Below are 14052 nucleotides of genomic sequence, written 5' to 3' on the forward strand. Positions count from 1 at the left end.
AAACGCTCAGATCAGAATTATTATCAGAATGGCAACTATCAAACCATATATAGCTATTCCCTCTCCAAGGGCCACAACTAGGAGAACGTTGCTGAATAGCTCCGACTTCTCCGTTAGAGCGCTCAGTCCAGCAGATCCAGCAACTCCCACTGCATACCCTCCCCCTAGACCTGCGAGTCCAACAGCTAGTGCTGCTCCTAGGGCCTTGTAGCTGGAAACGCTTGCCTCTGCAGTTGTCGTCTGTGCAGAGGCAGCTGATGCCATCATTATTAGTGCAAGGAATACAAATAACCCATATAGAAGGAATTTGTAAGCTCTCATCATCTCTACCTCTCCATGGATTGATGTTATTAATTGGGTTCCCTCTTTTAAATATTGCTTAATTTTTCAGTTCATGATTAGGCCTGGAATTTCTTTATTATTAAAGCTCTTTTTCTATTTTACCCTTCTTTTTCCTCCTGTGCAGAAGCTGTCCTTTTTGCCTTAAGCACTTTGAGCCTCGTGAATTCCTCCCTCATCCTCTCGTCCAAGATAAGCGAGATGTACTTTATGCTTTTCTCATAGTCCGGCAAAATGGCGTAGTCAATTGAATTTATCAGGCGCTGCGTTCCTTTCAGTTCTGCTATGAGTCTGAATATTGAGTTCTCGAGCTCTATGAGCTTGAGAAGCTTTTCAAAGGTATTTTTCAGCTCGTCTCTCGCTCGGAAGAAGGATGGAGGTATATCTGCTGGGAAAAGCATTTGGGGGATCGAGTCTCTGTTGAGGCTCAGATAGGGGGTTCTCACTGAGAAGACAAGCTTTGTCTTAACTGCTACTGAGAGGCTGGGTGGGACAGAGACGGCTATATCTGTTGATCGCTTCAAGCCTATCTCGAAGAGTGCCTCGCTATAGGAAGCATATGCTCTCTTCAGCTCTTCAGATGTCTCCGCATATAGCTTTTCATACTCCCCTATCATCGTCCTTATGTAGAGAAGAAGGGCGGACCTCTTCTCATCAAGAACCTTCCTTATTCTTCTTATTAGAGAGAGATCCCTCTTTAGTTTTATCAGGTTTATTTTCGTAGGTAGTCTGCTTCTTTTGTCAAAGCTCAAGCTCTGCTTACCTCAGTTTTTCTTGTAGTACTTCTGTATGTATTCTGGTCTGATATTGGTGAGCTCCGTTTCTGGAAGGATTGATAGAACATTCCAAGCTATTTCCAAAGTTTCCTCAATGCTTCTATTTTCCGTTGGGAGCTGATTGATAAAAGTTCTCTCAAATGCTTCCCCAAATCTCAGATATTTCTTGTCTGTTGCACTGAGGCTCTCCTCCCCTATTATTGTTGCCAGGCTCTTCAGCTCCTGAGATCTGCTATATGCTGCGTATAGCTGATTGTAAACATCACTGTGATCCTCCCTAGTCTTTCCAGCACCTATCCCCTCCTTCATTAGCCTGGAAAGACTCATGAGAACATTCACTGGTGGGTATATTCCCCTATTGTAAAGTCCTCTATCAAGGACTATCTGCCCTTCTGTGATATAGCCAGTGAGATCTGGAATAGGATGAGTTATGTCGTCATTTGGCATTGAGAGGATTGGCATTTGTGTAATGCTTCCCTTCTTTCCTATGACCCTCCCAGCCCTCTCATATATTGATGCCAGATCGCTGTACATGTATCCAGGATATCCCTGTCTTCCAGGTATTTCTTCTCTGGCAGAACTAACTTCCCTCAGTGCTTCAGCATAGTTAGTCATGTCAGTAATTATCGCGAGCACATGCATGTCTCTCTCATACGCCAAGAACTCCGCCAGCGTGAGCGCTACTCTTGGAGTGACAAGCCTTATCATTGCAGGCTCATTGGCAAGATTGACAAACATTGCTACTTTGTTTCTTGCACCAGTTTCCTCGAAGAATCTCTTGAAGAACAGGAACTCATCATATTTTATTCCAATAGCAGCAAAGACAACAGCGAATTGCTCGTTTTCTCCTCTTACTACAGATTGCCTAGCAATCTGTGCAGCAAGCAGATTATGAGGTAAGCCTCCCCCGCTGAATATTGGAAGCTTCTGTCCTCTTACCAGAGTGTTCATTCCATCTATTGCGCTGACTCCGGTCTGTATGAAGTCCTTTGGATAAGCTCTGGATGATGGATTGAGGGGCTCTCCATTGATATCCCTCTTATCATCAGCTATGATTGATGGCCCCCCATCTATGGGATCTCCAAGACCATTGAATATTCTGCCCAGCATGTCCTCGGATACTCCCAATTCGAGTGTCTTACCAAGAAAACGAACGATTGTTCCAGTTGTTGAAATCCCTGTAGTTCCCTCGAAGACCTGTATTACAGCTACTCCCCTGCTCACATCCAGTACCCTTCCTCTCCTCTTCTCTCCAGAGGATAGCTCCACTTCAACTAGCTCATCGAAAGCTACTCCAGATGAAGCCTTAACGAAAAGGAGCGGGCCTCTTATTCTCTCCACTTCCTTAGACTCAATCACTCCAGATATTCCTTTCTTTTCTCTCAGCGCCACGCGAAATCACCTTGACTGTGATTGATTGAATGACTTTAGCTTTTCTACAATATTATTAACAATGGAATCAAATTCCTCCGGCTTGTCGTGCGGTATAGTATATCTTCCTCTCATCAGCTGAGCTACTTGATCCGAAATAGCCGATTCGACTTCTGAGACTGTCGCCAATCCCTGCGATATTATGCTCTGAACTGCTTCATGGACAGTGAGTATAGATCGCAGCATCTTATATTGTCTTCGAGGATCTGAAAATGCATCGATCGGATCAAATGCATTCTGCTTGAGAAATCCTTCCTTGATCAGCCTTGCTGTGAAAAGGACAAGCTTGTCCGATTCGCTTAGGCCCTCCGTTCCTACCAATCTCACTATTTCTCTCACTTCGTTTTCTCTGTACAGTATGTCAAGAGCCTTCTTTCTGTCCTCTGGCCATCTCTGATCAACGTTCTTCTTCCACCACTCACTCACCGTATCTGCATATGCGCTATAGCTGAGGAGCCAGTTTATAGCTGGATAGTGCCTTGAATATGCTAGAGCTGTATCGAGGGCCCAGAAAACTCTCACAAATCTCCTGGTATGGCTTGTTACCGGCTCCGTGAAGTCTCCTCCCGGAGGCGAAACTGCTCCTCCAAGCGTCACCGAACCAATCCTTCTGGGATTACCAATAGCTATAACCCTTCCCGCTCTTTCATAGAACTCGGCTATTCTTGAAGCCAGATAGCTGGGATATCCCTCCTCTGCAGGCATCTCCTCAAGCCTTCCAGCTATTTCTCTCAGAGCCTCAGCCCATCTGCTTGTGGAATCTGCTACTAGGAGGACATCGTAGCCTTGGTCTCTGTAGTATTCCGCCATGGTTATTCCAACATAGATGCTTGCCTCTCTGGCTGCCACTGGCATGTTGCTCGTGTTTGCTATTAGGATCGTTCTCTCCATGAGAGGTCTTCCGGTCCATGGATCCTTATATTCTGGGAATCTCTCCAAAACTTCGGTCATCTCGTTTCCTCTCTCTCCGCATCCTATGTAGATCACGACCTTTGCCTCGCTCCACTGTGCTAGCCCATGAAGGGTTACGGTTTTCCCAGTTCCAAAGCCCCCTGGTATTGCTGCTGTCCCTCCTTTTGCTATTGGAAAAAGCGTGTCAATTATTCTGAGCCCAGTTATAAGTGGCTCAGTTGGCTCGAGCTTGTCTAAATATGGTCTGGGAATCCTCACAGGCCATGTATGATAGAGTCTGAGGGGGGTCTCTCTCCCCGATTGTTCAATAGTTCCTATTTCCTCCTCTATGCTGTAGTCTCCCTCTGGAACAATCTCCTTCAGTGTACCATGTAGATTTGGAGGAATCATTATTCTATGCTCTATGAGCTCTGTTTCCTTCACAGTTCCAATAATGGTCCCACCTTCAAGCTTCTCTCCAGGCTTGATTTGATCGGCAGGAACAAAGTGCCATTTCTTGTCTCTCGGTAGAGCGGGAAGCTTTATTCCCCTCTTCACAAAAATTGAGTTTGTCTCTCTCTTAATTTCTTCCAGAGGTCTCTGAATTCCGTCATATATTTGGCTAATTAGCCCTGGTCCCAGCTCAACAGACAGGGGAGCTCCTGTTCCCCTAACTATTTCTCCAGGTCTGAGCCCGGATGTGGATTCGTAAACTTGAATATAAGCAACATCTCCTTCAATCCTCGATACTTCCCCTATTAGCCCTTCGCTTCCAACCTCAACGACCTCGTACATCTTTATGCCAGCCATATCTTCTGCAACTACTAAGGATCCTGATATTCTCCTAATTCTTCCAAGGACACTCATGAAGATCATTCCTCTTCAAATAGAACCTTTTTTGCTGTGCTCATGAGCTCGTCTCTCATTAGCTCAAAGGCTCTTTTCAGCGTAAAATCCTGGGATATGCCTGTTTCGGGGTAAACCAGAACAAAGCCTCCGCTTCCTTCAGGAAGATCAGCCTTTATCTCGATTTCCTCCGCTTTTTCAGCAATCTTTTTGACAATTTTTTCAAAAATCTTCCTGTCCTTTGCCTCAACATGAAGCTCTATCGAGCTGCTGAGGGAAGATGATAGGACTCTCTTCAGGGCTGAGCTATAGAGTTTCTCCCTGTCTTTTTCGCTCATCCCGAAAATTCTTTCTTCAGAAGCTGATAGCACCTTCTCAACAATTTCATTTATTTTCATCTGAGAGCTCAACCTGGTATTCAGCTCGAGAGATGACTCGAGGCTCCTGAGCGAATCAATGTAAGAGGAATATTCCTCATTGAGTTTAGACAGGGCTTCAGCTCTTATTTTCCTGTATCCATCATCGAGCATTGTGAGAGCGTCTTTCTTAACTCCATTTATGTACTCAGCATAATCCTTGAGCGCTCTTTCTATGACTGCTGAGGACAGTTTCTCTGGCTTACCCCCTTCCAAGCATCTCACCCAAGTAACGAGCTTTTAAATGGATTTCATTCCCTATAAAAACTTAGCCTCGAAAAATGACATTTTTCATTGTAATAACATAATAGTTGATCCTCCATGTGAAGCCTTGTAGCTAGGCTCGATCGCTATCCAAAGCCAAGTGCTTTCAGAACTAGCTCTCTCATGTTGGAGGGAGCAAAGCCGCTTCTGGGAGAGGGAAGAAGAAATATGATCTTTCCCGTCCTTCTCCTTATTCTATCTATTTCCTTAGAAATAACCTCACCTAGATCCTTCTCAACTAGTATTAGAGAGATGTCGTTTCTATTGGCATAGACCTCGATCAGCTTTATTGCTTCTGTGGGATTTCTTTGAACCTCTCCCAAGCAGCCTATGCTCCTGTACATTGTCACAAGATCTGCATTTCCTATAACTACAACTTTACCTTCCATTGGATCTGTGCTCATATTCTTACATCTCCAGAGACGGCATAAAAGCACAAAGTCTTCTAGTGTAGATTGTTTTTTCTATTATTATTTTTTATAGTTTATTTTTCAGCCTGCTATCTTTTTCTAATCATAGATAGAGAAAAAATAAATTAGAGAAGGTTAGAATTAAGAACTACCTGTCATCATCCCTGCTGAAGAGGTTTGCTGCTGATGTTCATCTCAAGAGAGATAGCTGAGATAACGATAATGACCTCCAGGAAGAACTCAAGCAGGCTAGCTTCAACGCTTCTCAGCACCAACATATTTCATCCAATTTCAGTAGATGCTTCCTTTCCCGGGGATACAGATATAACTGCGCAGAAACTGTCATTTGAGCTCACATCAAAGATTAGAAAGCTGAATGATTATATGAGAGAGGTTGGGATCTTCCTCTCTTCTGGAGGCGGCTCCCTCAAGATAGCGGATTGGATAGATTTTTCAAAACAGCTTCTTTCTAAGATTTCGTCCTTGGAAGCATCGGTTGATCCAATAGTCTCAGCCCTAAGAGAGGAAAAGCAGCAGGCAACCAAGCTAGTAGATCTTCTGAGGGAATTGGAGCCTCTCTGTAACCTGGATATTGATCTCAGGGAAATACTCGATCTGAAGCTTATTTCAGTTAAGATAGGCGAGATTCCCTCTGACTCAATTGAAGCTGCAAAAACATTTCTCAAGGATGAGGTATTTTTCATCTGGCCAATAAATGAGAGAAGATCACTGCTTGTAGTCTTCTCCCTGAGGGAAAACGAGAAAAATGTGGAGAGGATTCTAGCATCGCTGGGCTTCAAGCAGATTGAGATTGGGGAGGGGCTTCCAAGCAATCCAATGAGGGCCTGCGAGGAAATTCGAAGTAGGCTGGAGAGACTTGAGTTAGAATTGGAGAGCAGAAAGGCAGAGCTGTTGAGCTATAAGGACAGAATAATTGAGCTCTATGCTGAAGCCTTTACAGCAAATGAAGCAATGAAGATTCTGTCTTTCTCAAGAGTAACAGATAGCTTTATAGTAGTAAGGGGATTCATTCCCTCGGAAGAGACTGTGAAAACTAGGGATATGCTTAGAAGAGCACTCAACGATGAATTTCTACTTTTCATAGGAAAAGTTGAGAGGGGGTTCACTGCAGAAGAGGTTCCCTCATCAATATCTGTTCCAAGCTTCCTCAAGCCGTTCAAGATGATAGTGGACAACTATGGAGCTCCTAAGGCAAGTGAAATATATCCAGTGCTTATGGTTGCTATAACTTTTCCTGTAATATTTGCTCTGATGTTCCCGGATGCTGGACACGGGCTCCTTGTAGCGCTTTTTGGCTATTTTCTAATGAGGAGGGCGAAGGGAAGGGAAGGATGGAAGAACACTGGGCTACTGGCGATCTACCTGGGCATTGCAAGCGTAGTAAGCGGATTGCTGGCTGGAGAGTTCTTTGGACCGCTGACAAACCTTGGAGAAATTCTGTGGCATGGTCATCCACCGCTTCCAAGCCCGTTTGAAGCTGGAGGAACCGCTGTTGACATCATGATCAATATCTCGCTGAGATTGGGTTCAACATTGCTGATTTTGGGCACTTTTATAGGTATGCTGAACTACATTATCTCCAGGGACTTGATCGGGGCAATTGAGGTAGGGCTACCAAAGTTCATTGCCTTCACATTTGCTCTATATCCTTTCGTTATTTATAATTCAGCTGAGGCCGGAAGCATTATATACAGAGCCGTCTTCGGTGGAGCAGGAGACCTTCAGAGCTTCCTTGTGAGGTGGGGATCGATATCTGGCCTTCTTCTTATGTTCCTCGCAGAACCCATTTTCCACGTTGTAAAACATGAAAGGGGATCTGTGTCCTCAGCAATCACTATGTCCTTCATGGAAATGTTCGAAGCTGTTCTCATGATGATAGGCAACACTGCCAGCTTTCTTAGGATTTTGGGACTGAGTGTTGCCCATGCAGGGCTAATGTACAGCTTCACAGTTCTAGCAAAGCTCTTGATGAGTGGCACGGCTGGAATAGTAGCAGGAATCTTGATCTATGTGATTGGAAACCTATTAGCTGCAGGACTAGAAGGAGTTATTGTGTTTGCCCACTCTCTCAGGCTGCACTATTACGAGTGGTTCAGCAAGTTCTATTCTGGGAGTGGAATTCCTTTCACTCCGCTGAGGCCCCTTCTCAACATAGTGATAGAATAAGTATTGTGATTTAAGCTTCACCGTTTATCCAATATTTGTCTGTCTAGCTTGAAACCGCATCGTGGGCAGGTTTAAAAAGCGTTGTGCGGAGAAACCTTAACGACTAGTGCCTTCTCTGAGAGCCTCTTATGCATTGCTTCCCAGGGTCTTCAAGCATTTCCCTTCCCTCCTCTTCTAGCTAGCTTTCCCTCTAGCAACCAAGCCTTCCTTTTCGAGGTCTTCAAAAACATGAACAGCTTTGGGGAAAAGGTGGTTAACTGCTTAGCGAGCTTGCTTACGAAATCTCTCTATTTTTCTCTCGCTTAGCATACTTCTCGAATAGCTCTCTTTTGCCAACGGATTATGCAACAGCTTTCTTCTTCTCGTAGACAATTTTCAGGCTCTGAAATAGCCTAAATTAACCTTGATGAAGCCTGCGCCAGGAGAGCAACCATCCAGAGATAGCTCTTTTGAATCCATGCAAAACCCTAAAAATATAAATCGTGTTTTTTTAATACTAAAGTATGCTTAAACCGGAGAATTACCATGGGAAAGGTTGAGTGGAGCATAAGGAAGATTTCCAGAAATATTACGATGATAAGGATCATTGATTCTGAGACGAGGTTCTTCGAGGCCCTCTGGGAGATTCCGGAAATGATATCCTACAATTCATATTTTATATCAACTGAGGAGGGGGGCATCTTAATCGACACGGGCCCCAGGGATTCCTATGCATTTCTCGAAGCCCTGGACTCAGTAGCTTCTCCAAAGGATGTTTCTTTTCTCGTTGTCAACCACATGGAACCAGATCACTCCGGAGCTCTGGAATTGCTCATTGAGAGGAACAGAGACATCAAGATAGTATCCCACCCAATTTCCTTTCACCTGATGAAGAGCTTCTATGGGATTTCGCCTTCTTCCAGATTGGAGATTAAGGATGGGGGGACGCTGAAGGTTGGAAAAGATGAGCTGAGGTTCTTTCATGTGCCCTGGCTCCATTGGCCTGAGACTATAGTGACCTATCTTGAAAGCAGAAGGGCTCTTTTCACGGGCGATGTGTTTGGTGCCTATTCAATTGAATCCGAGCTTCTAGAAAGTGAAGAAATTGTAAGAAATGAGAAATACCTCTGGGAAATGAAGAAATACTTTGTTAATGTTATAGGTGCATATAGAAACAATGTTGTGAGCGCAGTTAGGAAGCTCAGAGAGCTCAATCTCAATGCGGAAATAGTTCTGCCTGCCCATGGAGCTGTTTTTCATGGAAATGGGGCTCTCGAATCCCTTCTCTCCATATATGAGGGCTGGTCCCTATGTGGAGAGAAGAGGGAGGCTATTATTGCTTTGAGCTCTATGTACGGCTTTTCCGAGGAGGTTGCCAAAGAAGTTTCGGAAGCTCTAGAGCAATTTGGTGTACCCAGCAAAATTTTCAGATTCACATCCAAGATGAGGAATAACTTCTCCGATGCAATAGCAGCTATGCAAGATGCTTCTTTGATTGTAATCATATCCTCGACGTATGAGAATTCTCCCCACCCCATCATTGAATATTTGGTTTCCCTTATGGGGAAAAAGCTATGCAGGGAAAAGAAAATTCTCTTGATCGGAACATATGGGTGGGGAGGGGGGACTGCTGCATCAATTCTCTTAGAGAACCTGGTTAAGAAGGGGTTCAAAGTCCCCGAGCCAATAATGGTGAATTCCAAGCTGACTTCTTGGGATAAGGAAAAAATTCATGAAGTGGTTGCTAAGCTATTTCTCAGCAGCTAGGCCAACCTTTCTGAATATTAGGACCTTTAGAGGATCGATGCCTAATGTGAATGCTGCCGAATAGATAAGGGAAAAGAGGGAGGCTGTCAGTGGAATTGGCTTGACGATCAACCCGAGGGTTCCAAGGGCAAGAAAGGCAGCTATGACCCCTATGATGGAAATTGATAGTTCCCTTCCCGGCCTTGTTCTCCAGAACCACCTTCTCTCCCTCACAATTAGGACTCTGAATTGGCTGGTGAAGACCATTACCAGCAAAATGAATGTCTGCATCTCATGCTGACCGAAGGCAAATAGCCTAAGTCCCAGGTATATGGCTATGAGAGCTTCAAAGAGAAGAGCTATTCCAATTATTGAGGAAGATATCATTAGATTTCTTATGCTCCATTTGTTTGGACTGAGTGAGGGTTCTGCATTGTCTGTAGCCAATGACATTGTGGCAAAATCATTGGCAAAAATCAGGAGGGCCATTCCCATTAGAGTAAGGACATCGTAGCGCAGCCACATCAGGCCAAGTACCAGCAGTAATGTAAACTGAATTACCTTTGCAACCTTGTTCAATATCCATGTGAGCGCTCTCTGATATACTTCCCTGCTCTGAATTATAGCATCCACTATTCCCTTGAGTCCAGGAGTCAGAAGAACTATGCCTGCTGAAGCCTTAGCAACATCTGTGGCATTGCTCACCGCTATTCCAAGCTCGGCCTGCCTGAGGGCAGGAGCATCGTTTACTCCATCTCCCGTCATTCCTACCATGTGCCCTCTATTCTGAAGCCCCTTCACAATTGAATATTTATCTTCTGGATAGACCTCTGCAATGAAGTCCACCATCTCTATTGTTTGAGCAAATTTCTCCTGATCGTAGGACTTTATTTGCGATAGGGATGCTCCCTTGTCCCCTATTCCTACTTTCGCTGAGACCTCCTTCGCTATGAGGAAGCTGTCACCCGTCAGCATCTTGGGCTTTATGTATATTTCCTTGAGCTTTCTTATCAGTTCTGCTGAGTCTGGCCTTGGGGGGTCTGAAAGTCCTATTGCTCCTACTATCTTCATTTCTCCTCCTTCTTCTCCATATGAAACTAGAAGAGTCCTCAGACCCCTTGTAGCAAGATCCTCAATAATTTTTTCCAAATTTTGAGATGCCTCCTTGCATAGATTCTTTATTATCTGGGGTGCACCTTTTGAGACGCGGATTCTCTTCCCATCAAGTTCCACTATTCCCTCAGATCTCTTGAGGGAAGGATCGAAAGGAGTAAAAGATAGCTGTTTTCCCCTTGGCACAATCCCTAGCTCCTTGGCCTTCCTTGCTATTGCAGCATCTATTGGATCTCCAGTTTCTGTACTGCTTGCATATAGGGCAAGCTCCAGGAGCTCCTTCTTATCAATGGAACCCAGGGGGATCAGCTCTGTTACTTCTATGGATCCCATTGTAATTGTACCAGTTTTATCTAGGCAAAGCACATCCACCGAGGCCGCATCCTCAACTGCATCAAGCTTAGCAACGAGAACGCCCTTCTGTGCCAGCTCTCTTGCTCCTGCTGCCTGCATAATTGTCAGAACTGCGGGGAGAGCTACTGGGACACAGCCCATTAGGATAGTTACATCGAATGCTATTATTGAGATAAGTTCGTTCTTTAGTCCTGTAAGATAAGTGAATATGCTGGCTACTATCATAACTGCAATGCCCAAATACATTGAATATTTAGTTATTGAGAGCATTATCTCCTGCTGATGTGACTTTGGTCTCGCTATTCTGACGAGTTCAACGGTCTTTCCAAAATAGGTGTTCTTTCCAGTATTAACAACTAAGCACTTTGCCTTTCCTCTCCTCACAACAGAACCTGAAAATATGACGTCTCCGGAAGAGAGATCCACCGGAAGGCTTTCCCCTGTTAGAATGGATTGGTCCACTGAAATGCTTCCTTCAAGGATTTTGCAGTCCGCTGGAACTACGTCTCCAAGCTCTACTATTACTATGTCTCCTGGAACGAGAAATTTTGCCTCAATATTTTTCAGTCTTCCCGATCTTATAACTTTGGCCCTCAGTGCTAGCTTTGACTTCAGTGTTTCAAGGACCTTCTTGCTCGAGTGCTGATGTGCAAAGCCAACAATGGAATTTATTACGAGTAGAGCTGCTATTATGACAGCTTCAATCGTATGCCCTATTATAAGAGAAAGGGCTATGGCAATTTCAAGCAACCATGGCATTGGACCCCAGAATCTCCTGAGAAATTCGAGCATTGGATTTTCCTTCTTTTCCTCAACAGCATTGAGCCCATAGTGCTTCAATCTTTCCTCGGCCTCTGAATCGCTGAGACCTTCAGCATTTGTGCTCAAAAGCTTCATGGCATCTTCAGCAGAGATTTTCTCGAAGTCCTTTGTAGAAGTTTGCTTGGTGCTGCTCATTGTACAATCACTTCACAGCTTCCTCGCACATTATAGCGTAGCAAATTTAGCTATAAAAAGCATTTTTCGCTCTTAATAATTTTATGAGATTGTAGCATCTTTTAAAATGTCGCACTAAGCTTTCCACTGGAGAGATTGCTTCCAGAGGTCGTAGGATCACTTTTTTGCTTCGAGAATAAAGACCGCTCCCCCTAGCATGTAGTAGCACTTTGCCTTTCCAAATATTTTTTGAAAAAGAAATTTGATTGCTGGAGTGCTCATGAATCTTGTATATGTTCTTCTGAGCTCAATGTATCTGGTTATCCCTCTCCACCCCATCAGCACAGCTCCAGCTATGGCAGGAAGAAAGAGCATGTAAGGCCCTTCCAATATTTTGGAATAGATCCTTTTCCTCAGAGGCTTGCCAAGGTCGAGTATTAGGACAGCTGCTCCCTCTCTCGCCACTCTCCAAGCCTCTTTAGCTGCTCTGAAGTAGTTGATGGCATCCCTGAACGAAAATGAGAACGTTATGGTGGAAATGCTTCCATCCCTGAACGGAAGGGCTTCGAAGACTCCCCTAACAAGCTCTATCCCCTGCCTGTTGCCGTGCCTTCTTAAGGCTTCTTCAAGCATGCTCGTGAGGGGATCCAGGCCAATGATGTAGGATTCTTCTCCGAGGGATTCCAACAGAGCTTTTATTGAGCTTCCAGGACCACAACCAGCATCCAGAACAGGAAATTTAGTCCTCGTTGAGAGCTTTCTCACATTAATCTTGAATATTTCCCTAACATAGACAACGCTGCCAATGCTCATTATCAAGTTTGCTAAATCATAGATTTGAGGAATATCGCTTAGAACCTTTACTATTCTCGACCAGTAGCTGAGAGATACTTGCTTATCGCTGGGAGATGAGGCCAAATTTACTTCCTCATTATGTATTTTGTTTCAAGGCCACTGTCCTGCAGCTCGATGCCCATTTCTCCCAGAGAGCTCCTAATTCTATCAGAAAGCTCGTACAGCCCTCTCTCTCTCAAGCTTCTTCTAACGGCTATTAAGAGCTCAATCATTTGCTTCAGCCTCTCATCTTCCCTAGCGAGAGATGCTTCTTCTGGTACAAAGTCGAAGACCAGATTGGCCTCATGAAGGAAGCTGAATAGCTGTGCTGCTATTGCTGGATTCCAGCTTCTCTTCAATATTGAAAAGTAAATATCGGTTGCCCTCCTCGCGCTTTTTAATGCAGCGGCCGTGTTGAAGTCGTCGCTCATTGCCTCATGAAATTCCCTGTGAAGGTATTCTATCTCCCTTATGACCTTTATCTCATCGTCTTCCAATCGGAAATTCTGGGAGAAATCCCTGAGTGAGGCTCTCAATTCTCTATATGCTGTTGCCAGCCTCTGCTGGTTTGCCTCGTGTTGCTGAAGCGATTCCTCGTTGAATTCAAGTTGGCTCCTGTAGTGAGAGCTGAGGACCCAGATTCTTATAACTTCGGGGCTCCAGCGCTTTAGAACTTCATCTATGTATATCATGTTTCCCAGGCTCTTGCTCATCTTCTCCCCCCTTATGGTGAGCATGCCAGCATGCATCCAATATCTAACCCACGGTCTAATTCCAAACAGAGCCTCAGACTGCGCCCTTTCGTTTTCATGATGGGGAAAGATTAGATCCCCTCCTCCTGCATGTATGTCTATGGGGACCCCAAGATACCTAGAAGACATAACACTGCACTCTATGTGCCATCCAGGCCTCCCTTCCCCCCAGGGGCTGCTCCAATGGGGCTCTCCCTCCTTCATTCTCTTCCAGAGAGCAAAGTCGAATGGATTTCTCTTTTCCCTGAGCGTCTCTTCCTCCTGTCTCCAGCTCTCCATGCTCCTCCTACCTGATAGCTCTCCGTAGTATGGGTATTTACTCACATCGAAATATACGCTCCCATTTGATTCATATGCGTAACCAAGCTCAATGAGTTTCTGAATTGCGGAGATAATCTCCTCTATATGATGGGTTACCCTGGGAGAAAGAGTGGGATATATTTTCAGCTTGCTGAGAGCTTCAAGATATGCTTTTATGTTCTCCTCCGCAACTTCTTCCCATTTCTTCCCAGTCTCCTGTGCTTTTTTTATTATCTTATCATCTATGTCGGTTATGTTCTGTATATGGACTACGTGATATCCCCTGAGCATGAGGTACCTCTTGACGGCATCGAAAGCTATATATGTCCTAGCATGCCCGAGGTGAGATCTGTCGTATACTGTTGGACCGCAGACATACATTCTCACTATTCCAGGCACAGCTGTCTGGAATGACTCGGTTCTTCTAGATGCTGTGTTGTATACTCTCAGCTCTGGCAGACTGCTCATCTTACTGACC

General features: G+C 44.7%; 11 protein-coding genes. 2 read left to right on the forward strand and 9 right to left on the reverse strand.

The features are described from left to right. Positions 1-6: 6 nt before the first annotated feature. From QXR92_00220 to QXR92_00245, 6 genes are all read right to left on the reverse strand, one after another. Positions 7-321, reverse strand: a complete 315-nt coding sequence (locus QXR92_00220; GenBank protein ID MEM0318437.1) for a V-type ATP synthase subunit K — start codon at positions 319-321, stop codon at positions 7-9. Positions 322-440: 119 nt separating this feature from the next. Next, complete coding sequence (locus tag QXR92_00225; protein ID MEM0318438.1) at positions 441-1091, reverse strand: V-type ATP synthase subunit D; 651 nt, start codon at positions 1089-1091, stop codon at positions 441-443. Between the two features lie 12 nt (positions 1092-1103). Then, complete coding sequence (locus tag QXR92_00230; GenBank protein ID MEM0318439.1) at positions 1104-2507, reverse strand: V-type ATP synthase subunit B; 1404 nt, start codon at positions 2505-2507, stop codon at positions 1104-1106. 6 nt (positions 2508-2513) lie between these two features. Beyond that, entirely contained in the window at positions 2514-4304 is a 1791-nt protein-coding gene (locus QXR92_00235) for a V-type ATP synthase subunit A (GenBank protein ID MEM0318440.1), read from the reverse strand. A 5-nt stretch (positions 4305-4309) separates the two neighbouring features. Then, positions 4310-4915 (reverse strand): V-type ATP synthase subunit E family protein, encoded by a 606-nt coding sequence (locus QXR92_00240; protein ID MEM0318441.1) that lies wholly within the window; start codon positions 4913-4915, stop codon positions 4310-4312. A gap of 134 nt (positions 4916-5049) precedes the next feature. After that, positions 5050-5367, reverse strand: coding sequence for a V-type ATP synthase subunit F (locus QXR92_00245; GenBank protein MEM0318442.1), 318 nt, complete (start codon positions 5365-5367; stop codon positions 5050-5052). A 192-nt stretch (positions 5368-5559) separates the two neighbouring features. Here QXR92_00245 and QXR92_00250 point away from each other — a divergent pair, with 192 nt between their 5' ends. Beyond that, a complete protein-coding gene (locus QXR92_00250; protein ID MEM0318443.1) occupies positions 5560-7560 on the forward strand; it encodes a V-type ATPase 116kDa subunit family protein in 2001 nt (666 codons plus the stop codon). Between the two features lie 525 nt (positions 7561-8085). Beyond that, positions 8086-9306 carry an FprA family A-type flavoprotein gene (locus QXR92_00255; GenBank protein ID MEM0318444.1) on the forward strand — a complete coding sequence of 407 codons (1221 nt, stop codon included), beginning with the start codon at positions 8086-8088 and terminating at the stop codon, positions 9304-9306. Here QXR92_00255 and QXR92_00260 read toward each other — a convergent pair. The 3 genes from QXR92_00260 to cysS all read right to left on the reverse strand — a co-directional run bounded on the left by QXR92_00260 (position 9289) and on the right by cysS (position 14042). Continuing rightward, on the reverse strand, positions 9289-11709 hold the full coding sequence (locus QXR92_00260; GenBank protein ID MEM0318445.1) for a plasma-membrane proton-efflux P-type ATPase: 2421 nt from the start codon (positions 11707-11709) through the stop codon (positions 9289-9291). The genes QXR92_00255 and QXR92_00260 overlap by 18 nt on opposite strands. 156 nt (positions 11710-11865) lie before the next feature. Next, positions 11866-12606: a class I SAM-dependent methyltransferase gene (locus tag QXR92_00265; protein ID MEM0318446.1), complete on the reverse strand. Its 741-nt coding sequence runs from the start codon at positions 12604-12606 to the stop codon at positions 11866-11868. 2 nt (positions 12607-12608) lie between these two features. Beyond that, positions 12609-14042, reverse strand: coding sequence for a cysteine--tRNA ligase (gene cysS / locus QXR92_00270; protein MEM0318447.1), 1434 nt, complete (start codon positions 14040-14042; stop codon positions 12609-12611). Between the last annotated feature and the right edge of the window lie 10 nt (positions 14043-14052).

It is taken from the genome of Fervidicoccaceae archaeon (assembly GCA_038734945.1).
Lineage (GTDB): Archaea > Thermoproteota > Thermoprotei_A > Sulfolobales > Fervidicoccaceae > ARK-14.

Coding starts and splice junctions, on each gene's coding strand:
- QXR92_00245 (MEM0318442.1), bottom strand. CDS start 5,367: ATGAGCACAGATCCAATGGAAGGTAAAGTTGTAGTTATAGGAAATGCA.
- QXR92_00260 (MEM0318445.1), bottom strand. CDS start 11,709: ATGAGCAGCACCAAGCAAACTTCTACAAAGGACTTCGAGAAAATCTCT.
- cysS (MEM0318447.1), bottom strand. CDS start 14,042: ATGAGCAGTCTGCCAGAGCTGAGAGTATACAACACAGCATCTAGAAGA.
- QXR92_00220 (MEM0318437.1), bottom strand. CDS start 321: ATGAGAGCTTACAAATTCCTTCTATATGGGTTATTTGTATTCCTTGCA.
- QXR92_00235 (MEM0318440.1), bottom strand. CDS start 4,304: ATGAGTGTCCTTGGAAGAATTAGGAGAATATCAGGATCCTTAGTAGTT.
- QXR92_00255 (MEM0318444.1), top strand. CDS start 8,086: ATGGGAAAGGTTGAGTGGAGCATAAGGAAGATTTCCAGAAATATTACG.
- QXR92_00250 (MEM0318443.1), top strand. CDS start 5,560: ATGTTCATCTCAAGAGAGATAGCTGAGATAACGATAATGACCTCCAGG.